The 21,268-nt window shown below is 70.4% G+C and carries 15 protein-coding genes, 1 tRNA gene and 2 pseudogenes; 6 read left to right on the top strand and 12 right to left on the bottom strand.

Annotation, left to right across the window (positions count from 1 at the left end; genetic code table 11):
- Positions 1–97 precede the first annotated feature (97 nt).
- The 6 genes from thrB to OGH68_RS24965 all read right to left on the bottom strand — a co-directional run bounded on the left by thrB (position 98) and on the right by OGH68_RS24965 (position 6,768).
- Positions 98–1,015, bottom strand: coding sequence for a homoserine kinase (gene thrB, locus OGH68_RS24990; RefSeq protein ID WP_264247197.1), 918 nt, complete (start codon positions 1,013–1,015; stop codon positions 98–100).
- A gap of 278 nt (positions 1,016–1,293) precedes the next feature.
- Positions 1,294–2,364 carry a threonine synthase gene (gene thrC, locus OGH68_RS24985; protein ID WP_264247196.1) on the bottom strand — a complete coding sequence of 357 codons (1,071 nt, stop codon included), beginning with the start codon at positions 2,362–2,364 and terminating at the stop codon, positions 1,294–1,296.
- 7 nt (positions 2,365–2,371) lie between these two features.
- Positions 2,372–3,661, bottom strand: a complete 1,290-nt coding sequence (locus OGH68_RS24980) for a homoserine dehydrogenase (protein WP_264250274.1) — start codon at positions 3,659–3,661, stop codon at positions 2,372–2,374.
- A gap of 100 nt (positions 3,662–3,761) precedes the next feature.
- Complete coding sequence (gene lysA, locus OGH68_RS24975; protein WP_264247195.1) at positions 3,762–5,153, bottom strand: diaminopimelate decarboxylase; 1,392 nt, start codon at positions 5,151–5,153, stop codon at positions 3,762–3,764.
- Positions 5,154–5,176: 23 nt separating this feature from the next.
- Positions 5,177–6,163, bottom strand: coding sequence for an ArgS-related anticodon-binding protein NrtL (gene nrtL, locus OGH68_RS24970; protein ID WP_264247194.1), 987 nt, complete (start codon positions 6,161–6,163; stop codon positions 5,177–5,179).
- 113 nt (positions 6,164–6,276) lie between these two features.
- A complete protein-coding gene (locus OGH68_RS24965; RefSeq protein ID WP_413471124.1) occupies positions 6,277–6,768 on the bottom strand; it encodes a response regulator in 492 nt (163 codons plus the stop codon).
- A 242-nt stretch (positions 6,769–7,010) separates the two neighbouring features.
- Here OGH68_RS24965 and OGH68_RS24960 point away from each other — a divergent pair.
- The 3 genes and pseudogenes from OGH68_RS24960 to OGH68_RS24950 form a co-directional block, all read left to right on the top strand.
- Positions 7,011–7,082: transfer RNA gene (locus OGH68_RS24960), tRNA-Arg, on the top strand.
- Between the two features lie 257 nt (positions 7,083–7,339).
- A pseudogene (locus OGH68_RS24955) lies at positions 7,340–8,187 on the top strand (transposase); the annotation flags it as partial.
- Between the two features lie 3 nt (positions 8,188–8,190).
- Positions 8,191–8,346: pseudogene (locus tag OGH68_RS24950) on the top strand (IS701 family transposase); the annotation flags it as partial.
- Positions 8,347–8,350: 4 nt separating this feature from the next.
- Here OGH68_RS24950 and OGH68_RS24945 read toward each other — a convergent pair.
- The 4 genes from OGH68_RS24945 to OGH68_RS24930 all read right to left on the bottom strand — a co-directional run bounded on the left by OGH68_RS24945 (position 8,351) and on the right by OGH68_RS24930 (position 14,044).
- Positions 8,351–8,884, bottom strand: coding sequence for a hypothetical protein (locus OGH68_RS24945; RefSeq protein ID WP_264247192.1), 534 nt, complete (start codon positions 8,882–8,884; stop codon positions 8,351–8,353).
- A 304-nt stretch (positions 8,885–9,188) separates the two neighbouring features.
- Positions 9,189–10,379, bottom strand: a complete 1,191-nt coding sequence (locus OGH68_RS24940) for an IS110 family transposase (RefSeq protein WP_264241780.1) — start codon at positions 10,377–10,379, stop codon at positions 9,189–9,191.
- A gap of 314 nt (positions 10,380–10,693) precedes the next feature.
- Positions 10,694–13,150 (bottom strand): hypothetical protein, encoded by a 2,457-nt coding sequence (locus tag OGH68_RS24935; protein WP_264247191.1) that lies wholly within the window; start codon positions 13,148–13,150, stop codon positions 10,694–10,696.
- A 168-nt stretch (positions 13,151–13,318) separates the two neighbouring features.
- Positions 13,319–14,044: a DUF6333 family protein gene (locus tag OGH68_RS24930; RefSeq protein WP_264247190.1), complete on the bottom strand. Its 726-nt coding sequence runs from the start codon at positions 14,042–14,044 to the stop codon at positions 13,319–13,321.
- A 332-nt stretch (positions 14,045–14,376) separates the two neighbouring features.
- Here OGH68_RS24930 and OGH68_RS24925 point away from each other — a divergent pair, with 332 nt between their 5' ends.
- Positions 14,377–15,579, top strand: coding sequence for a S8 family peptidase (locus OGH68_RS24925; RefSeq protein WP_264247189.1), 1,203 nt, complete (start codon positions 14,377–14,379; stop codon positions 15,577–15,579).
- A gap of 175 nt (positions 15,580–15,754) precedes the next feature.
- Here OGH68_RS24925 and OGH68_RS24920 read toward each other — a convergent pair whose 3' ends face one another.
- On the bottom strand, positions 15,755–15,904 hold the full coding sequence (locus OGH68_RS24920) for a hypothetical protein (protein ID WP_264247188.1): 150 nt from the start codon (positions 15,902–15,904) through the stop codon (positions 15,755–15,757).
- Between the two features lie 45 nt (positions 15,905–15,949).
- Between OGH68_RS24920 and OGH68_RS24915 the strand changes: the two genes are divergently transcribed.
- On the top strand, positions 15,950–16,648 hold the full coding sequence (locus OGH68_RS24915) for a phospholipase D family protein (RefSeq protein WP_264247187.1): 699 nt from the start codon (positions 15,950–15,952) through the stop codon (positions 16,646–16,648).
- Positions 16,649–17,132: 484 nt separating this feature from the next.
- Here OGH68_RS24915 and OGH68_RS24910 read toward each other — a convergent pair whose 3' ends face one another.
- A complete protein-coding gene (locus tag OGH68_RS24910) occupies positions 17,133–18,224 on the bottom strand; it encodes a nuclease-related domain-containing protein (protein ID WP_264247186.1) in 1,092 nt (363 codons plus the stop codon).
- A 272-nt stretch (positions 18,225–18,496) separates the two neighbouring features.
- Between OGH68_RS24910 and OGH68_RS24905 the strand changes: the two genes are divergently transcribed.
- Complete coding sequence (locus OGH68_RS24905) at positions 18,497–21,097, top strand: NACHT domain-containing protein (protein WP_264247185.1); 2,601 nt, start codon at positions 18,497–18,499, stop codon at positions 21,095–21,097.
- Positions 21,098–21,268: the final 171 nt, after the last annotated feature.

Genomic DNA, 21,268 nt, shown 5'->3' with positions numbered 1-21,268 from the left:
GTCGCATAGACGACGGCTGCTGACTTGAGGTTAACACTACCGGCTCCAACAAACATTCCCCCTCTCTCTCACCGGCAATCGTGGCGATCGTGTGTCCCTAGGGCGCGAGCGGCAGAACGCTCGCCCCCGCGGCGTCGAAGGCCAGCCGGTTGGCCGCCCAGCCCTCGCCCGCCAGCCGTGCGACCTTGTCGGCCGCACTGTCCTCGGCCAGCGCGAGCACCGTGGGGCCCGCGCCGGAGATGACTGCCGGTACGCCGTCGGCGCGCAGTCGGTTCACCAGGTCGACGCTCTGCGGCATCGCCGGGGCCCGGTACTCCTGGTGGAGACGGTCCTCCGTGGCGGGCAGCAGCAGTTCGGGACGCCTGGTCAGGGCCTCGACGAGGAGGGCGGCCCGGCCGGCGTTGGCGGCGGCGTCGACATGCGGGACGGTGCGCGGAAGCAGTCCGCGGGCCGTCTCGGTGAGCACCGGATTGCTGGGGACGAAAACCACCGGAACGACGGAATCGGCGGGATCCATCCTGATCGCGCGCGCCGCTCCCGATTCGGACCAGGCGAGGGTGAAACCGCCGAGGAGGCAGGCCGCGACGTTGTCGGGGTGCCCTTCGATCTCGGTGGCGAGCTCGAGCAGAGCCGCGTCGTCGAGCTTGGCGTCGCCGCCTATCGTCACGGCTCGCGCGGCGACGATGCCGGCGCAGATCGCGGCGGAGGAGGAGCCGAGCCCACGGCCGTGCGGGATGCGGTTGGCGCAGACGACCTCGAGGCCGCGCGGCTGACCGCCGAGCAGGTCGAAGGCCGTGCGCAGCGCCCGCACGAGCAGGTGGCTCTCGTCGCGGGGCAGGGTCGACGCGCCCTCACCGGCGATGTCGATGTGCAGACCGGAGTCCGCGACCCGGACGACCACGTCGTCGTACAGACCGAGCGACAGCCCGAGGGCATCGAAGCCCGGACCGAGGTTGGCGCTGGTTGCGGGGACGCGCACCCGGACGGCGGCGGCGCGGAACGCTGGACCGGCCATCGCTCGACGACTCTCCTTGGTTCTGAACTGCGGGATGTACAAGATGGGTTCGAGAGGCAGGAATACCCGTGGGCCTCGGCGGCGGAAACACCGCGATGGCAACGACACCGCGCATATGCGGCCGGGCCGGGTTCGGGTACAGCCTATCGAAGGAAAGTTCACCTGCGACATAGGGCGCACAGGAGGCGCACGATGCGTGTCGCGAGCCTCCCGTGCCTCTACGTGTGGCGTTGCCCGGGTTGCGTACTTTCCGGTAGCGGACCGGGCCGGTACGGCCGTTACGCCAGGCCGAGACGCTCCGCCGCCGCTGCCGCGTCGACCGGGACGGTGACCGGCTGGGGCGCTCCGGCGACCGCCCAGTCGGGGTCCTTGAGGCCGTTGCCCGTGACCGTGCACACGATCTTCTGTCCCGGGTCGACCTTGCCCTGCTCGACCGCCTTCAGCAGACCGGCGACGGACGCGGCCGAGGCCGGCTCGACGAAGACACCCTCCTGGGACGCCAACAGGCGGTAGGCGCGCAGGATCTCACGGTCCGTCACCTCGTCGATGAAGCCGCCGGACTCCTCACGCGCGGCCAGCGCCTGCGTCCAGGAGGCCGGGTTGCCGATCCGGATCGCGGTGGCGATCGTCGACGGGTCCTTCACGACCTCGCCGCGCACGATCGGCGCGGAGCCCGACGCCTGGAATCCCCACATACGAGGGGTCCGGGTGGACACGCCGTCCGCCGCGTACTCCTTGTACCCCTTCCAGTACGCCGTGATGTTGCCGGCGTTGCCGACCGGCAGCACATGGATGTCGGGTGCGTCGCCGAGCGCGTCGACGATCTCGAAGGATGCCGTCTTCTGGCCCTCGATGCGGTACGGATTGACCGAATTGACCAGCGCCACCGGGTAGTTCTCCGACAGGCCGCGGGCCAGATTGAGGCAGTCGTCGAAGTTGCCGTCGACCTGCAGGATCTTCGAGCCGTAGACCAGTGCCTGGCCCATCTTGCCGAGGGCGATCTTGCCCTGCGGCACGAGGACCGCGCAGACCATCCCGGCGCGTACCGCGTACGCGGCGGCGGACGCGGAGGTGTTGCCGGTGGAGGCGCAGATGACGGCCTGCGCGCCCTCCTCCTTGGCCTTGGTGATGGCCATGGTCATACCGCGGTCCTTGAAGGACCCGGTGGGGTTGGCGCCCTCGACCTTGAGGTGCACGTCGCAGCCCGTGCGCTCGGAGAGGACCTGCGCCGGGACGAGCGGCGTGCCACCCTCACGGAGCGTGACGACCGGCGTCGTGTCCGTGACCGGGAGACGATCCCGGTACTCCTCGATGATGCCGCGCCACTGGTGGGTGCCGTTGGTGGTCATGGGTCCCTTACTCCCCTTCAACACGCATGATGCTGGCGACACCGCGTACGGTGCCGAGCCCCCGCAGCGCCTCGACGGTCCCGGAAAGGGCGGCGTCGGGCGCGCGGTGGGTGACGACGACGAGAGACGCCTCGCCGTCCTTACCCTGCTGACGAACGGTGTCGATCGACACCCCGTGCTCGGCGAAGACCGTCGCGACCTGGGCGAGAACGCCCGGCTTGTCGGCCACGTCGAGGCTGATGTGGTACCGCGTCACCACGTCGCCCATGGGGCTCACGGGCAGCTGCGTGTACGCGGATTCACCGGGGCCCGTTGCCTCGGCGAGCTTGTTGCGGCACACGGCGACGAGGTCGCCGAGCACCGCGGACGCGGTCGGCGCACCGCCGGCGCCGGGGCCGTAGAACATCAGCTGCCCCGCGGCCTCGGCCTCGACGAAAACCGCGTTGTACGCCTCGCGGACGGAGGCGAGGGGGTGGCTGAGCGGGATCATCGCGGGGTGCACGCGGGCGGTCACCGACTGCCCGTCCGCCGCCCGCTCGCAGATGGCGAGCAGCTTGACGGTGCAGCCCATGCGGCGCGCGGACGCCATGTCGGCGGCGGTCACCTCGGTCAGGCCCTCGCGGTGGACGTCGTCGAGCCGTACGCGGGTGTGGAAGGCGATCCCCGCGAGGATGGCGGCCTTGGCGGCGGCGTCGAAGCCCTCGACGTCGGCGGTCGGGTCGGCCTCCGCGTATCCGAGGGCGGTGGCCTCGTCGAGCGCCTCGGAGTATCCGGCGCCCGAGCTGTCCATCCTGTCGAGGATGAAGTTGGTGGTGCCGTTGACGATGCCCAGCACACGGTTGACCTTGTCGCCGGCGAGCGACTCGCGCAGCGGCCTGATCAGCGGGATCGCACCGGCGACGGCGGCCTCGAAGTAGAGGTCGCGGCCGTGCTGCTCGGCGGCGGCGTACAGCGTCGCGCCGTCCTCCGCGAGCAGCGCCTTGTTGGCGGAGACGACGGACGCGCCGTGCTCGAACGCGGTGGTGATGAGGGTCCTTGCCGGCTCGATACCGCCGATGACCTCGATGACGACGTCGATGTCGCCGCGTTTCACCAGCGCGGTGGCGTCCGTGGTGATCAGCGCCGGGTCGATGCCCTCGCGCACCCTGGACGGGCGGCGCACGGCGACCCCGGCGAGCTCCACCGGGGCGCCGATCCGCGCGGCGAGGTCGTCGGCGTGCGTCGTCATGATGCGCGCCACCTCTGAGCCGACCACTCCACAGCCCAGCAGCGCCACCTTCAGCGGACGCGTACGCATCATCCGACCTCGCTTCTCATCACTTCTACGGTGTGGACCAGTCTCACTTACCGGACGCGAGTTTCTATACCTCGTCCGCCATACGAGACGTCTATCTCAACTATCCGACGTCGAGACGCAGGAGATCTTCCTCCGTCTCACGCCGGACGATCACCCGCGCCTCGCCGTCCGCGACGGCGACGACAGGCGGGCGAAGTGCGTGGTTGTAGTTGCTGGCCATGGAACGGCAGTACGCGCCGGTCGCCGGCACGGCGATCAGATCACCCGGCGCGAGGTCGGCCGGCAGGAACGCGTCCTTGACCACGATGTCGCCACTCTCACAGTGCTTGCCGACGACGCGGCTGAGCATGGGGGCGGCTTCGGAGGTCCGCGACACCAGGGCGACGCTGTACTCGGCGTCGTACAGCGCGGTGCGGATGTTGTCCGACATGCCGCCGTCGACACTCACATACGTCCGCAGCCCCTCGAGCGGCTTGACGGTGCCGACCTCGTACAGCGTGAAGGCCGTGGGCCCGACAATGGCCCGGCCCGGCTCGACGGAGATCCGCGGGGTGCGCAGGTCCGCCGCCTCGCACTCACGGGTGACGATTTCGGTGAGCGCCTTGGCGATCTCGTGCGGCTCGCGCGGGTCGTCCTCCGACGTGTACGCGATGCCGAGGCCGCCGCCGAGGTCGATCTCGGGCAGCTCGACGCCGTGCTCGTCCCTGATCTCGGCGAGCAGCCGCACGACACGGCGGGCGGAGACCTCGAAGCCGGCCATGTCGAAGATCTGCGAGCCGATGTGCGAGTGGACCCCGATCAGCTCCAGCCCGTCGAGCTGCAGCGCGCGGCGTACGGCCTCCGCCGCCTGCCCGCCTGCCAGCGCGATGCCGAACTTCTGGTCCTCGTGGGCGGTGGCGATGAACTCGTGCGTGTGCGCCTCGACACCGACGGTGACGCGGATCTGGACCTTCTGCCGCCTGCCCAGCTCCTGCGCGATGTGCGCGACGCGGACGATCTCCTGGAACGAGTCGAGCACGATCCGCCCGACACCGGCCTCGACCGCGCGCCGGATCTCCCCCACCGACTTGTTGTTGCCGTGGAAGGCGATGCGCTCGGCGGGCATCCCGGCGTCCAGGGCGGTGGTCAGCTCCCCGCCCGAACAGACGTCGAGGTTGAGCCCCTCCTCCTTCAGCCAGCGGACGACCGCGCGGGAGAGGAACGCCTTGCCGGCGTAGAACACGTCCGCGTCCTTGCCGAAGGCGTCGGCCCAGGCGCGGCAGCGGGCACGGAAGTCGGCCTCGTCGAGGAAGTACGCCGGGGTGCCGAACTCCTCGGCCAGCCGGGTCACTTCGATCCCGCCGACGGTGACGACACCGTCCGTGTTGCGGCCGACGGTGTCGGCCCACACCTTGGGGTCGAGGGCGTTCAGGTCGGCGGGCGGGGCCGTGTAGTGGCCCTCGGGGAGGACGTCGGCGTGACGGGGACCGGCGGGGTGTGCGGATCGGCTCATCGGAATCTGGTCTCTCTCACGTCTTACAGATGGTCGGGCGCGCTGATGCCGAGCAGGAACAGGCCACCGGCCAGCACCGTCCCGGCGGCTTCGGCGAGGGCGAGCCGGGCACGGTGGGCGGCCGAGGGTTTCTCGTCCCCGACGGGCAGCACGGAGTGCCGGACGCCGCTCGGGGACGAGCTCTGCGCCGGGCCCTGGAAGGAGAGGAGAGCGTCGGCGGTGACGTCCAGATGCCTGACCAGCCGGTCGGGGGCCCTCAGACGGGCGGCGTCGGCGACGACGGCGGGGTGGTCGGCGACGGCGGCGGTGAGCGCGCGGGCGTCCTCGGAGTCGACGCGCTCGTCGGGCGCGGCGCCGAATCCGAGCGCGGCGGCGTTGCGCCGGAGGGCACGGGCGCGGGCGTGGGCGTAGCGCACCCGGAACAGCGGATTGCGCTCGTGCTGCACCAGGAGCCCGTCCCCCGGCTTCGGCGCATCGTGCGCGGCGGCGGCGAGGAGCGCCCAGCGGGCGGCGTCGGCGCCGAGACGCTCATGAAGGGCCTGGTCGGCGGCGGGCAGGACCCGTACCGCCTCCCCCGGGCGGGCTTCGGCGCCCAGCCGCGCGAGGGTGTCGGCCCAGACACGGGCGCGCAACTCGTCGGGGTGCGGGAACGGCCCGCCGGGCTGCCGCGGGGCGCCGTAGCCCGGCCCTTCGCGCAGGACCTGCCGTACGAGCTGCTCCTGGGCGCCGCTGTGGAGGGTGAAGTTCAGGAACCCGGGTCCGGTTACCTCGACGCACGCGATGCCCGGCTCGTGCCTGATGCGCTCCTTGATCGCCTCGGCCACCTCCAGGGCGGGCCGCCCGGCCTGCGGCGCCAGCCGCAGCGCGAGCGCGGTCGCGTAGTCCCCGCGCCCGCCGGGCCGGGGCCGCTCGATCTTCACGCTGTCGGGGGTCCGGACGCGCAGCACGCCGTCCTCCACGGCACGGCACACGGCGTGCCGCACGGTACGGGAGAGCTCGGCGGGGGTCACGGGTCAAGCGTATGGGAGGAAGGGGGGCACTTCGCGAACCGGTTTCGCCATGCGGTCAGCCGTGCGGCCAGCCGTGAGGGGGCGGGCGCGGGTGGTGGTACGCGACCGCGCGGTCAGCCGGTCGCGCTCCCCGCCCGCCCGGCTCCATGCCGGCCGTCTACGGACGGCGGACCCTCCCCGGTCTCCCTGCGCATCAGCCGACGCACGATCCGGACCAGCTCGGCGGGCTCGAAGGGCTTGGCAAGAAAGGCATCCACGCCGGCGGCGACCCCGCGGTCCACCTCGTACTGCGTACAAGCGCTGATGATCGCGAGGGGGATGCGACTCGTCCGCGGATCGTCCCGCAGGAGGGCCGCGGTCCGCAGGCCGTCGAGCCGCGGCATGACGACATCGAGCGTGACGACGTCGGGCTGCACCTGACGCACGACATCCAGACACTCGGCACCATCGGCCGCGGTCACGACCTCGAAGCCCTCCAGCTCGAGGTTGACCCTGATCAGCTGCCGAATCACCCGGTTGTCATCGACAACGAGCACTCGGCCGGACGCGCCGGACACAACTCGAGAGTAGGTCCGCCGCCCCGGCTGCGTCCGGGTTTTCCCCACTTCCGACCCGTGCGGGCGAAGCGGGGGCACGCTGAGGCACTCCGGGGGCGCAGAGCTCCGGTGATCGTGTGCGCGGATTCGTGTGCGCGGTTTCCCGCGTCACCGGAGCCCGCGTACACGATCACGTACGGGGCCCTCGAAGCGCTGCGCGGGCGGCGCCCGGTGGCCCGAAATACCTGTTCACGAAGACCCTTCGGGAGCTGGTAGGGTTCTACCCGTCGCCACGCACCAGCGCGGCGCACGCCCCCGTAGCTCAGGGGATAGAGCAACGGCCTCCGGAGCCGTGTGCGCAGGTTCGAATCCTGCCGGGGGCACCCTTCATGAGGTGCCCAAAGACCCCGTCACCAGCGGAAACGCTGAGGCCGGGGTCTTCGCGTATGTGCAGCCGGAGCGGGCGTATGTCGGGGTCACTCCATCGACGAGCGGATGAAGTCCCGCCTGACCGTGACCGCCCTGGACAACGCCGTGGCCCGGCGTGAAAACGTCGACGGCTGCATTCTGCACAGCGATCGCGGATCGCAGGGCGGATTCAACTGGTCGTCGCAACACCTCGTACGCGTGGAGGTGTTGGATGGTGCGTCGTCAGCAGGCAGCGGACCGGGCGCTGCGTCCGAAGCTGAGGTCTCCGGGGCATCCGAAGTATCAGCGTCATGTCGAGGCGGCGTTCTGGACGGAGATCGCCAAGGGCCTTCTCGCTGAGGAGGCCGCCGCCGTCATCGGCGTGGCGCCGGCGGTCGCGACGGGCTGGTACCGCCAGTGTGGCGGCATGCGGCGTTGCTCTGGGCGCAGGGCAAGGGAGTGCGCGAGATCGCTCGAGACGTCGGTCGTAATCCAGGCACGATCTCCCGCGAGCTGCGACGCAACGCCGCCACAAGAAGTGGGAAGCTCGGCTACCGGGCGTCGGTGGCGCAGTGGAAATCAGATATGGCGGCCCGGTGTCCGAAGACAGCGAAGTTGGTCACCAATCCGAAGTTGCACGCCTACGTCCAGGAGAGGCTGTCCGGCCAGATCACCACATCTGGAGGCATGCCGATCGCGGGACCGGTGACGGGCTCGTGGACGGGGCGGAACAAGCCGCACCGCAAGGATGATGCGTGGGTTCAGGTATGGAGTCCAGAACAGATCGCGAACCGGATCAAGCGTGATTTCCCGGATGGTGAAACCATGCGCATCAGTCACGAGGCGATCTACCAGGCCCTCTCCATTCAGGGCCGCGGTGCGCTGAAACGCGAGCTCATCCTGTGTCTTCGGACCGGTCGCGCTCTGCGTGCGCCGCGGGCACCTTCACGAAGGAAGACCTGGGCGCACGTCACGCCAGAAGCGTTGATCAGCGAGAGGCCCGCCGAGCACGAGGACCGCGCTGTCCCGGGCCACTGGGAAGGGGATCTGATCACCGGGCTGGAGCGTTCCGCGATCGGCATCCCGTTGACCTGTAACGAGATCCAGCGACTGTTCAACCTGCTGATCGCTCCTGCCACATCCGTGACTGCCCTACTCGGCTGGTCGCACTGGCGGCGACGCCATCAAGCCCGCGCCCGGGCCAGCCATTACCGGAGACAGGCCGCTTGCCAGGGATGAGGACTCACGTCCCGTAGCCAAGATCCGTGCCGCCGCTCGCCTTGATGAGCCAGGACAAGGATCCGGTCTCGCACGGCCAGCCCGTGGTGGCGACCTCGACCCATCCACTGCCCGGTTCGCTCACTCCCGCATCCCACCACCACCAACTGCGATCGTCGCCCCGTCCCTCCTCAGTCGGATCGAAGTAGTAGAGCCAGTCCGAGAGCATCCATGGCCCCTGACACTCCGCCGCCTTCTGCTCGGAAGTCAGCCCGCGCCACCACCGCTCCCACGCCTCGACGTCGAAGGACGGGTCGGGAACACTTTCCGGCTCACAACGCTGCACGAACCACGCCGGCAACAACTCGGGCCAACACTCGAACGCAGGCCAGTTGCCTACCCGTTCGATCACGGCGGCCAGAACATCACGCGCACCGCCGATGACTCGTGCCGCGTCATCGGCGGTAAACCGGACCCGCACGAGAAACGCCCACTCCCGACGATCGCCAGCTCCCAGCCCCGTCCGAAGGCGCCGCAGCTCACCCTCCACGATCTCCACAACAACGAAGTGTGCAGCACTACCGAACCCGCAGCACCTCAAAAACGCCCCTACCGCAGACCACAAGATCACGATTTGCCGCTGGAGCACTAAAGACCCCCGTCACCAGCGGAAACACTGAGATCGGGGTCTTCGCGTGTGTGCAGCCGTGTGCGACTCGGGGTCGCTGAAACGCCCCCTGGGTTTCCCCGTGCAGGGACAGGGACCGGGACGGGCCGGAGGCCGGTACCACCACGTGGATCGGTGGTACCGGCCTCCGGGCCGCTCGGATCTCGAAGTTCGTCGCCACCTCCTAATGATGTTGTCAAGCCGGGACTGTGACCGGGAGTTCGCGTTGGAAACACCGTCCGTCACGGATCAGGGCCCACAGGACGTTGACCCGTCGGCGGGCCAGGGCGAGGACCGCCTGCGTATGCCGCTTGCCTTCGGAGCGTTTGCGTTCGTAGAAGCGGCGGGACGCGTCGCAGTTGCGGATGCTGATCAGCGCGGAGGTGTAGAAGACGCGCTGCAGGCCGCGGTGGTAACGCCGGGGGCGATGCAGGTTGCCGCTGACGTTGCCGGAGTCCCGGGGCACCGGAGCCACGCCTCCGAAGCTGGCCAGGCGGTCGGAGCTGCCGAAGCGGCTCATGTCGCCCGCGGTGGCGGCAAGGAACTCGGCGCCCAGGAGGGGGCCGATGCCGGGCATGCTGGAGATCACTTCGGCGAGCTCGTGTTCGCGAAACCGGGCCGCAATGAGCTTGTCGATCTCGGCGATCTGCTCGTTGAGGCTCATCACCTCCTTCGCCAGGGTGTGGATCACCTGGGCGGTGATCTTCTCCCCGGGGACGGCGGTGTGCTGGCGCCCGGCAGCTTCGAGGGCGGCCTCGGCGAGGGCTTCGGCGCTGCGGACCTTGCGGTTCCTGAGCCAGGTCTCCAGTCGGCTGCGGCCGGTTCGGCGCAGGGCGGCCGGGGTCTGGTAGCCGGTCAGGAGGATCAGCGGGCCGACGTTGCCGAGATCCAGTACGCGTTCCAACGCCGGGAAAATGCTGGTGAGTTGGCCACGAAGGCGGTTGATCCGGCGGGTGCGGTCCGCGTTGAGGTCGGCGCGGCGGTCCGTGAGGATCCGCAGTTCGACGGCCCGTTCGTCGTCCGGCCGCAGGATCGTCAGGTCCCGTCGCATCCGGGCCTGGTCGGCGATGACGGTCGCGTCCTTGGCGTCAGTCTTGCCCACGCCCCGGTAGCCGGCGGATGCCCGGTTGACCGCCAGGCCGGGTATGTAGACGAGCTGCTGCCCGTGGTTGAGCAACACGTTGATCAGCAGAGTGGCCATGCCGTCGGCGACGTCGACCGCCCACACCACGTCCTCGTCGATCGCCAGCACATCGGCGAGCAGAGCCAGCAGCTCCGGCTCGTCGTTCAGCACCCGCCGCGACAGCAGCCGCTTGCCCTCGGCGTCAAGGACCACGCAGTGATGGTGCGTCTTGCCGATGTCCGTACCCGCCCAGATCTGGGCCACCTGTTCCTCCGGTCGTTCGATATGCGTTGTCCTCCCGGACGACCTCGCCAGCGTGGTCCTACTCAGCGATGCACCCGCAGGGGCTCGCAGCTCCTAATCAGCGGCCGAGTCGTCGTGAGACACCGGGCGGCCAGGTGGCGGGAACCATCGAGGGCAACCCCCTGAAAGCCACACCCGGTGTCTCTGGGCCTCTGGACCTTACGACGGCCCGTCCAACCCACGAACAACGTAGGACCCCCTGAACCTGTTGGTGGCGACGACCACTACAACTCAGTCCCCGCGTGGGGCCCTTTTGTGTGCAGCGTGCGAATTGCCTAGCCCGTGGCGTCCTGGCGCCTGCGGCGCATCCACCACACGAGGGTCGCGCCGGCCGCGGCGATCGCCGTGGCGATGCCGGAGATCAGCCCGATCGGGGTGTCGGAGCCGGTGTCGGCAAGGTTGCCGTCCGGGTCCGGCTTGTTCGCCGGCGGGGTCGGCTTGCCGTCGTCGCCCGGGGTGGACGGGTCCGGCGCCGGGGTCGACGGCGGGTCGGTCGGCTTCGGGTCGTCCGTCGGGGTCGGGGTCGGGGTGGGGTCCGGGGACGGGTCTCCGCCGCCGGCCTCGATGTTGCCGCTGCCGCCGAGGTAGAGGACGTCGGTGTCCAGGTAGGACACGTCATCCGACTGGAGAGACGTCTTCGTCGTGGTGTCCAGGGTCCGGTGTTCCACGTTGAACCGGGTCTGGCTGATGTTCCGCTTCGGCTGCTTGGAGAAGTCCACGCCGCCGACACCCTGGTTGAAGACCTTGCCGCCGTACTCGAGCTCGAACCACTCGATGCCCTCGCGCAGCGACTTCATGTACTTCTGGTACACGTCTTCGCGGGTCCACTTGTCGTGCGGGGCACGCAGCGGCCACGTGGTGACGTCGTTGGAGTTGATGATCTCGCGGAAGTCGGTCGGCGACTTGGCGTCCTGCTGGCGGATGTACTCGGCCGCGACACGTGCGGTGTAGACGGCGCGCAGGTCGGCGTAGCGCTTGTCGTTGTTGACCCGCTCCTCCATGAGGGCAACGATGTTGGCGCGGACGCTCGCTTCCATCGACTTCTTCTGCGCTTCGGTCAGGCCCTTGCACTCGGTGCTGCCCGGCGCTTCCCACTCGATGTCGAGCCACTCGGCGGACACCTTCAGGGGCGCGTCGAGGATGTAGATCCCGCCGTCCTGCTCGCGGACCTCGGCGGTCTTGGGCTCGGCCCAGAACCGGACGCCGGGGAAGCACGGAAGGCCGTTCTGGCGGGGGGCGGTGTCCCAGTACCGCTTGCCGCCGGCGTGCTTGTTCGGGTTGAGGGCTTCGGCGAAGTCCTCCTTCATCAGGTAGTCGGCCTCGAGCAGGACCCGTCCGGCGTCGGTCCTGCCGAACTTGGCGTCCATGATCTTGTCCGGCTGGTCCGGGTTGAGGTTGACCCAGAACTTGTCCGGGGTGAGCGCGAGCCAGGTGAACAGGGCGTCGGAAAAGAGCTGCATGCGCGCCTCGCCGCCGAAGCCGGGGTTCTCGTCGGGGTCGGGCATCTGGTCGGCACGCATGGAGTACTGCATACCCTTGCCCTTGCCCAAGCCGCCGACGTACCGCAGTTGCAGGGTGGTGAAGTCGACGCCGCCCGGGCCGCCGCGCGGGAGGGTTCCGCGGGGGTCGAGCCGGCGGGCGTCGGCCTGGATCCTCTTGGCCTCTTCCAGGGTCTTCCCGGAGCCGTTGATACGGTCGTTCAACGGGCCGCGCGTCCCGCACGAGGACGCGGCAGCGAGCTGCATCCTGCCCTGGCCCCCCTGGCAGCCCGGGGCGAACCACCGCTGGTAGTCGGAGTACTCCCGGATGGGCTTGGTCTGCGGGATGGGGTTGTAGAGCCGCTGGTTGCCGCGGACCTGGTTCGTCTGACCGGGGCGCAGCCGGTTGACGTACCGGTTCAGGTTGTCGATCTTCTTGCGCTGGGTCTGGCTGAACGGCTTCCCGCCGCTGAACCGGAACCTGTGGTCCGGCATGAACCGGGCGATCTTCCGGTCCTTCGCGAGCTGCTTGTTCGTCAGCTCCGAGTTCGACTTGAACTCGTTGAACTCCTTGGTCTTCTGGTTGTATGCGTCGTACCGGCGTGTCTCGACGACGTTGCCCTTTGCGTCGATGAGCTCGACGGTGACCTCGCACAGCCAGTCCGGCCCGATCAGACGGAAATCACGGACGAGCTGACGTTCGAACGCCGACCCCTTGTGATTGTTGGTCTGGTTGCGGATGAACCGGTGCTCGAACCAGTGCTCGAAGCTCAGGCCCTCCTTGTTGTGGAAGTACCGGGCGTAGATCTCGAACTTGCGGTCCTCCGGCTTACCGGTCCGGTCCGCGATCTTCTGCCACGCCTTGTAGTTCTTCTCCGTGTCGTTCGGGTCCTGCGACAGAGCCGTTTTCCTGTCGGCGGCCGTCGGCGGCTTCACCCCGTCGTACGCCTTGCCGGGCAGGTCGTAGTTGAAGTTCTTCGGGTTGCCCTGCCAGGCGGAGAAGTTCGAGCCGGTGGGGTCGTTGGGGAACCACGAGTTCCTCGGCGTGCTCTGGTACTGCTTGCCGAGGTTCATCACGTCGCAGCGCTTGGCGCCGGACTTGATCCTGGCCGCGACGGCGCGCGGCGCGGCGGTGGCGGTGTCGGTCTCGATGCCGGGCAGACCGGTCACGGTGACCGCCGAGGCGATCCCGACCGCGACCAGAACCCGGCCTGCCAGACGCCACCGCCCGGGTATGCGCAGTGCTCTGTTCAAGGCTGATCTTCCCTCACGTGTGGGGCCTGAGGGGACACGGGGCGGCGCGTGAGGCCCCCGTGACGTGTACGCGTCGCCCAATCGCACCCCAGACCCAACCGCCGACGGACCGGAGGCGGTTTTGGCCGTGTCGGCGTGTCAACGACACGGGTGAGGACGCAATTGGGGTCAGTCGCTGAAGTAGAGAGCTTCCATGTGGCTGGTGGCGTGCTCGCTGTGCCGCACCCGCAGTGAGGAGGCGTCCAGGTCGGCCCGGCCCCACGGGTCCGCGCCGGCGAGGCAGGCCGTGGCGAGGGCGCCCCAGTCGTTCTGGTTCGGTTCGTCGTCCAGGTCGAAGTACACGTCGAGGTCTTCGAGGACTTCCGTCGTGATCCCGAGGGCGGACATCACCGCCTGCGGGTCGCCGGTCACGACGAACGGTTCGTCACCGGGCCAGCCGCAGGCATGGAACATCGTGCCGTCCGGCAGCCACACGAGATCCTCGGTGTGCTCGGCGCCGCAGTGCACCTCCACCCTGCCCACGATCCGTGCGTCGGGGAAGCGCTCCCGCAGCCGAGTGGCCTCCGCCAGCAGCGGCATGTCGTTGCCGTCGTCCGCGAACGCCGGATCGGCGATCGACATGAGGTTCCCCCACACCCCCACCTGCACGACGTCGAGATCAGCTCTGGTGGCGACCGTGATCGTGTCGCTCTGCTTACGGGGGCCGAGGTCTTCGATCACGTCGTCGATCGTGCCCAGGGAGCGCGCGAACTCCGCGGCCCGCTCCCGGTCGTTGGCCGGCAGGTCGGCGGCGTCCACGGTGAACGGCGGGTGCAGGACGGTCAGTTCGTAGCGGGTGTCGCTGCCATGGGTCATACGGTCGGGCGGGAAGCTCCAGAAGTCGGTGTCAGACATGCCCGTCACCGTAACGGGTCCCTGATTTCAGCGGGTTGGTCGTGCTCTACCGGTCCCCCCGTACGCGAGTCCCCGCCCATCGGCTGATTTCAGGGGTCCCGGGCCACCCCTCCTGGTCCGCCCGATTTCGGCCTGGCGCCGCAGCTCTTGCGGCCTCACGGAGCACCGTGGCACTGTCATGGACGGCTCAATCAGCTCCCGCCAGGGGCTGTTGAGTCGCACGTCCACGGTCTGACCACCCGTGGCCGACAGCCGGCCGGAGAACCCGGACGGCGACACCCGTACGACCCGGATTGCCCGTAACCCGGACAACGAAAGGTCTGGTTCATCGCATGAGATCCCCCGCGCGACACCTTCGCGTGCTCATCCCCGCGGCCGCCCTGGCCGCCGGACTCCTCACCGCCACCGCTCCCGCGCACGGTGCGGACCGTCCCGACATCCGTCTGGCCCCCGCCGCCACCGCTGTCGACAACGGCTGGATCGTGGTCCTGAAGGACGGGGACAAGGCCACCGTGCGGCCGACCGCCGAGGCCCTCAGCAGCGCGTACGACGGTGAACTCACCCACGTGTACGGCTCCTCGGTGCGCGGCTTCTCGGTGAAGATGTCCGCCGCCCGGGCCCACCGCCTCGCCGCCGACCCCCGCGTCGCCTACGTCGAACAGGACGCCGAGGTCCGCGTCAACGCCACCCAGTCCGACGCCACCTGGGGACTGGACCGCATCGACCAGCGTGCGCTGCCGCTCGACGGCTCGTACACGTACGACACCACTGCCTCCGCCGTCCACGTCTACGTCATCGACACCGGTGTACGCGTCGGCCACAGCGAGTTCGGCGGACGCGCCAGCATCGGTACCGACACCGTCGGCGACGGCCGGAACGGCGACGACTGCAACGGTCACGGCACGCACGTGGCCGGGACGACCGCCGGTTCGACGTACGGCGTCGCCAAGGCCGCCGCGGTGGTCGGCGTGCGCGTCCTCGACTGCAACGGTTCGGGGACGTGGTCCGGCGTCATCGCCGGGGTCGACTGGGTGACGGCCAACGCCGTCAAGCCGGCCGTGGCCAACATGAGCCTCGGCGGCGGCGCCAGTGAAGCGGTGGACACCGCCGTGCGGAACTCCGTCGCCTCCGGGGTCAGCTACGCCGTCGCCGCCGGCAACGGCAACCAGGGCGGCAGGGCGCAGGACGCCTGCAAGTACTCGCCCGCCCGGGTACCCGAAGCCCTCACCGTCGGCGCCACCGACAAGGCGGACACGAAGTCCTCGTGGTCCAACTACGGCACCTGCGTCGACCTCTTCGCACCCGGCGTGGGCATCACCTCCGCCTGGAGCACCGGCGACACCGCGACCAACAGCATCAGCGGCACCTCCATGGCCTCCCCGCACGTCGCGGGCGCCGCCGCGCTGTACCTGGCGAATCACCCCTCGGCCACCCCGGCCCAGGTCAGTGACGCCGTGACCGCCAACGCCACCACCGGCGTCGTCCAGAACGCCGGCAACGGCTCACCGGACAAGCTCCTGTACTCGCTCTTCTGATCCAGCCGCGCAGTGAGCGGCCGCCCGGTGGTCTTCGACGCCGGGCGGCCGTTCGCGCGTCGCCCCTCCCGAGGACCGGTCTGTGCCGTCGTCCGCGGCGTGGTCGTCATCAGCGAGACGATGAACGGGTGTTGCGGGGCCTGAGGACCCGCTCCGCCAGGCAGCCGTGCCTCCCTCACTGCTCAAACTCATAGTGACCCTCCATGATGAAGATCAGGTACATGACGGCGCTCCCGCTCGGCGCCGTGATGCCGTTCGGCGCGGTCCCCGCCGCCACCGGTACCGAGCCCGCCGCGGCCGCCGACACCACGCCCCTCGTCACCACGGGCCCACCTTCAACGACCCCACGGACCCGGAACGGCAGAACGCGGTGTCCGGGCATCTCTCGCACCTGATCGACGGCGCCGTGCCGGGCTCGGACAACAAAGTCCCGCTGTACGTGCTGGGTTCGGACTGGCTCGCGGGGCGGCTCGTGTCCGCCCACGAGCGAGGCGTGAACGTGCAGGTGATCCTGGACGACAGGAGCCTCAAGCACTACGCGGGCTCGGGAGCGTACGCCAAACTCGCCGAGGGCCTGGCCCGGCGGACCGGGACGCCGGGGACGTCCTGGTTGCGGGTGTGCATGGAAAACACGGCCTGCCTGGCCAAGGACCCGAATCCGCAGGACGGCTTCCACAACGTCAACCACAACAAGTTCTCCCGCACCACGGGCAACGCGGCCGGTACGGTCCCCGTCGACGACGTCGTCGTCCAGACCTCGGCGAACCAGACCGCGTGGGACCGTCAGCGGGCGTGGAACGACGCGATGACCGTGGCGGAGAACCCCGCGCTGTATGCGGCGTACGCCGGTTACTTCGCCGACCTGGCCGCCGCCCAGGCAGACCCGGCCGAGCAGGTCTCGACTATGCCAAGTCGTACGAGGCGGGCAAGGCCAAGGCGTACTTCTTCCCCCGGTCCGAGTCGGACGTCATCCTCAACATCGTCCACACCGTCGACAACCCCGTCGACGGGCAGCCCGTGTGCCACGGCAATTCCCCCGGCTACGGCACGGCCGACGGCCGCACGGTGATCCGGGTCGCCATGCACCAGATCACCCGCGTCGAAGTGGCGAAGAAGCTCTGGGAACTCGACGACGCGGGCTGCTGCGTCGACATCGTTCACCGCCTCCTCGACAACAGCGGGACGGCCGTCGCGGACCAGCTCACCAGGTCGACCAGGTACGGCGGGATCACCATGCACCGGCTGAACGACGACCGCCTACCGCGAGAACTTCCGCCGGCAGCGCGCCGTCGCCGACCGGCAGAGCGCTCAGTAGCCGCCCACCCGACGGCCGCCGGTCGTGCCGGGGGCCGCCGCGGAGGTCAGGGGCCGGCCGAGGAGGTCGCCGACTTCGCCACGCACCTCAGCCGGCTGAACAGCGACATCAAGCGGCTCGACGGCCCCCTGGCCGCGCGGCTGACAGGGGGGCGGGGACGTCTGCGTGGACCGGGCCGACCGGGCGCCGGCCGCGAGGTGTTCCCGGCCTCCGACGGGGACCGGGGACCGGGGCGGTGTCACGCCCCGGCCCACACCCCTCGACGCCGTGCGATGTCGTACAGCCGGTCCGCCTCGTGGGCGGTGAGGGCGCCCGACAACGGGGCCAGGGCGGAGAGCTGGCGCTCGCGGTAGACGCGGATGCCAGTCTGGGTGGCCGCCACGTCGAGGGAGGCCGCGTCGACGAGGACGAGGACCGGCTGGACGGTGACCGGGAAGTCGGTGTGGCGCTCCAGGGCCTGCTGGACGAGGGCGGCCTCGGCGCGGCACTCGGTGATGTACGGGCGGGGATCGCCGTCGTCGACGGTGACCGTGTCGTCGGCGGCCCGTACGGACTGCTGCGGGTGGTACTCGGTGCGGATACTGAACACGCCGCCGGGACCGATCAGCAGGTGGTCGATGTCGCCACCGTCCGGGAGCGGGATCGAGTGCAGGACGCGCCAGCCGTGGCGGGTGAGGCGGCCGAGTTCGGCACCGGTTCTGCGCTCGCCGAGGAGTTCCTTCCGGCGTGCGGCGTCCATGGGCCGGCGGCGCTGGACCCGGGAGCTGAGCCGTTCGAGCAGGCCCGACTCACCGGGCCCGGCCTCCGGGGCCGTCGCACGGAGGGTCGCGCCGGGGCGCTGGGAGGCCAGGTCCGTCTCCGGGGTCAGCTCCGGCAGCCCGGCGGGTCGGAGCGGTGGAGCGGAACGGGCCGGCCGGGTGGACGGCGGCGCGGCGGACCGCGGCGGCGCGGGTGGTGCGGGTGGTACGGGACGCGGCTCGGCGGACGGGGCCGGCGGCATGCCGGACGGGCGCGGCTCGGCGGACGGGACCAGCGACTCGGCCGACGGGACCGGCGGCTTGACGGGCGGGGCCGACCGGGCCGGCGGGTCGGCGGACGGCGTGTCGAAGGCGCCCGGGTGGACGCGTACGTCGGGCTCCGCCGGGGTCAGGAGCTCCGGCGCCCGGCGGGCCAGCATGTCCGTCACGTCGTCGCGGTAGCGGGCGTGGACGACGGTGATGCCGCCGGTCCTGCGGTCCGCCCAGCCGATGGGTGTGCCGTCGGGCAGATTGACGTACAGCCGGTCGTGCCCGAAGTACTGCCATGCGGTGACCGTCAGTTCCTCGAGCATGCCCCTGCCTCCCTCGCGGTATTGTCCGGTGCCGCCGTCAGGCGGCACCGGCCCCCGTGCCTCACAGACTCACCCGCCGGCCCGCCCGGCAGAAGGGCGCAGAGCGGGCGCACTGGTCGACGGGCGTCCTCCCCGGGCAGGACCTGGGACTATGCCGTGGGTACGTGCCTTGGCGCGGCGGCCCGGGCGCGGCGGGGCGCACGGACGCCACGGCGGACAGGGGTGCCGGCGGGCTCTTGAGCGGCGCCCTCCCCTCCCCTACGGTCGGAACGATGGACCCTGCGAGCATCGGCCTACGCATCGGGGCGAGCGTGGTCACCCCCCTCGTCAAGCGGCTCTTCGTACGGGAGGGGGCAGGCGCCGGGCTCGTCGAACGGGGCGTCCGGCTGTCCGGGCTGGTGTCGTTCCGTGGTGAGAAACGGGCCCTCTCCGACGACGACCTCCGCAGGCTGACCGATGAACTGGTGCGCCGCGCCCGGCGGGAGGCCGGTCCGCGCGAAACCTTCCCCGAGGACGAGCACTCCGCCGTCGTGGACGCGGTCGTACGGACCCTGTACGGGCTGGGCGAGCTGGACATGGACGACGTCCAGGCCGTCGGCCTCGGTCCGGAGGAGTTCGCGCGGCGGCTGCGCCGCCATGTGCCCGACACCTGCCGGGAGTTGTCGGCGGACGCGGCGTGGTTCCACGACCGGCTGGTGGACACCGCGAGCGTGCACGTCCTGCACTTCTTCACGCAGCGGTCCACGTTCGTGGCCAGGACGGCGGTCGAGCAGAGCCGGCGGATCGAGGAGGTCGTACGGCTGCTGGAACGGCACCCGTCGCCCGACGGTGTCGACGCGCGGTTCGAGTCCGGGTACCTGGCGAGCCTGGTCCAGCTGTACAGCCAGGTGACCATCGTCGGCGTCGACTTCATCAACTCGCCGGGGCGCTGGCCGCTGGACGCGACGTACATCGGGCTCGGCGCGGAGATCGCCGACCAGGACCAGCCGGCCGGGCCGCTCGGCGGGTCGGGGCCGCGTCCGCCCGTACCCGTGCCCGTGGACCACGCGCTCGCCGGGCAGCCACGGGTGCTGGTGCGGGGCACCGCGGGGTCGGGGAAGACGACCCTGATGCAGTGGCTGGCGGTGTCCACCGCCGGTGACCGGCTGCCGGACGAGCTGGCGGCACTGCGGGGGCTGGTGCCGTTCGTGCTGCCGGTGCGCCGATTCTCCGACCAGGACGTGCCCGCTCCGGCCGAGTTCCTGTCCGCCGCGCACCACCCCATGGCGGGCTCCGAGCCCAGCGGCTGGGCGGTACGGGTGCTCGCCTCCGGGCGCGCGCTGCTGCTGATCGACGGCATCGACGAGGCGCCCGCCGAGCGGCGCGAGCTCGTCCGCGGGCAGATCGACGCGCTCCAGCGCACGTTTCCCGGCAACCGGTGGGTGGTGACGTCACGGCCGACGGCCGTACGCGAACGATGGCTGGCGGACCAGGGCTTCACGGAGCTGACGCTGTCGCCCATGACCCGGGACCAGGTGTCGCGGTTCATCCGCTCCTGGCACGCGGCGGCCGCCTCCGACCCGGGAACCGACCACTCCCGTCTCCCCCGCTACGAGCGGCGGCTGCTGCACTCGGTGCGGCTCATCAGGGAGCTGCGGGGCCTGGCGACCAATCCGCTGATGTGCAGCCTGATCTGCGCCCTGAACCGCGACCGCAGCGGCATCCTGCCGCGCGGCCGCAAAGCCCTGTACAAGGCGGCGCTGGCGATGCTGCTGGAGCGCCGCGACCCCGAGCGCGAGGTCGACGCGGACGGCATCGTCATCGACCGGGAGGCCAAGGAGCGGCTGCTGCAGAAGCTCGCGCACTGGATGCTCCTGAACGACCTGACCGAGGTGGACCGGACCACGGCGGTCAGCATCCTCGACCGCTATCTGCCGGCGATCCCCAGCGCCGGGCGGCAGGGCAGCGCGGAGGAGTTGTTCGAGCATCTTCTGCACCGGACGGGGCTGCTGCGGATGCCGACACCCGGGGTGGTGGACTTCGTCCACCGCACGTTCCAGGACTACCTGAGCGCCAAGGAGGCCGTGGAACGGCACGACATCCGTTTCCTGGTGAACAACGCACACCGTTCCGACTGGGACGAGGTGATCCGGATGGCGGTCTCGCTCGCCCGGCCGGACGAATGCGCGCAGATGATGGAGGAGCTGGTCTCCGCCCGGCCGGAGCTGACGGCGGCGGAGGCGAAGTACTGCAAGCTGCTGGCCTCCGCGTGCCTGGAGCACGCCACGGAGATGAGCCCCCAGACGCGGGAGATGGTGCGCCAGCGGACCCGGTTCATCGTCCAGCCGGACACTCTCGACAGTGCGCGGGGACTGGGCTGGATCGGGCCGATAGCCCTCGAACTGCTGCCGGACCCGGAGAAGGTGTCCGACGACCGGGCCCTGCTGCTGGCCGCGACAGCAGCCGGTGTCCGCGACGACGCGGCGATCGACTACCTGGTGCGGCTGCGGGACCGGCGCTCGCTCGCGGTACGGGCCGAACTGGCGGGCGCGTGGCGGCGGTTCGACACCGAGCGGTACGCGGACGAGGTGATCGCCCATCTGGACCCGGCGGGCCTGTACTTCACGGTGACCGGACCGGAGGAGATGGCGGAGCTTCGCCGGCTCGGCGGCCGTGAGCGCATCCAGGTGGCCGAGCTGCTGCCCGTCGAGCAGCTGGTCGAGGGCCTGGTGGCGGACCGCCTCACCCACCTGTACCTGCTGGTCCACGACGCCCGCCAGGACCTGACCCCGCTCCGGGCGTTCCCCCGCCTGACCACCCTGCGGCTGGGCCGGCACGTGGGCCCGGTCCGCGGGGTGCCGGAGGGCGTACGGGTGGAGCGCGACGGGGCGTGAGGCGGGGCCGGGTCTCGTGCCGCCGACCCACGGACGTGGCGGGACCCGGGAGTCGTATCCAGCTCCCGGGTCCCTGGGGATGCCACCCAATTGCGCACGCCAGCGGCGTTTAAAAGTACGGATCAGTCATCAGGCCGTCGTGTTCTTCCTTTGAACTACCGCGCCGCGTGA

Origin of the sequence: Streptomyces peucetius (assembly GCF_025854275.1) — a bacterium.
Classification (GTDB): Bacteria; Actinomycetota; Actinomycetes; order Streptomycetales; family Streptomycetaceae; genus Streptomyces; species Streptomyces peucetius_A.
Note: the sequence above shows the minus strand (reverse complement) of the source record. Positions and strands in the feature narration are given on the sequence as shown.

Bases quoted from the DNA above. Each gene is read 5' to 3' on its own strand.
- thrB (WP_264247197.1), bottom strand. From the start codon at position 1,015: ATGGCCGGTCCAGCGTTCCGCGCCGCCGCCGTCCGGGTGCGCGTCCCC.
- thrC (WP_264247196.1), bottom strand. From the start codon at position 2,364: ATGACCACCAACGGCACCCACCAGTGGCGCGGCATCATCGAGGAGTAC.
- OGH68_RS24980 (WP_264250274.1), bottom strand. From the start codon at position 3,661: ATGCGTACGCGTCCGCTGAAGGTGGCGCTGCTGGGCTGTGGAGTGGTC.
- lysA (WP_264247195.1), bottom strand. From the start codon at position 5,153: ATGAGCCGATCCGCACACCCCGCCGGTCCCCGTCACGCCGACGTCCTC.
- OGH68_RS24930 (WP_264247190.1), bottom strand. From the start codon at position 14,044: ATGTCTGACACCGACTTCTGGAGCTTCCCGCCCGACCGTATGACCCAT.
- OGH68_RS24925 (WP_264247189.1), top strand. From the start codon at position 14,377: ATGAGATCCCCCGCGCGACACCTTCGCGTGCTCATCCCCGCGGCCGCC.
- OGH68_RS24910 (WP_264247186.1), bottom strand. From the start codon at position 18,224: ATGCTCGAGGAACTGACGGTCACCGCATGGCAGTACTTCGGGCACGAC.
- OGH68_RS24905 (WP_264247185.1), top strand. From the start codon at position 18,497: ATGGACCCTGCGAGCATCGGCCTACGCATCGGGGCGAGCGTGGTCACC.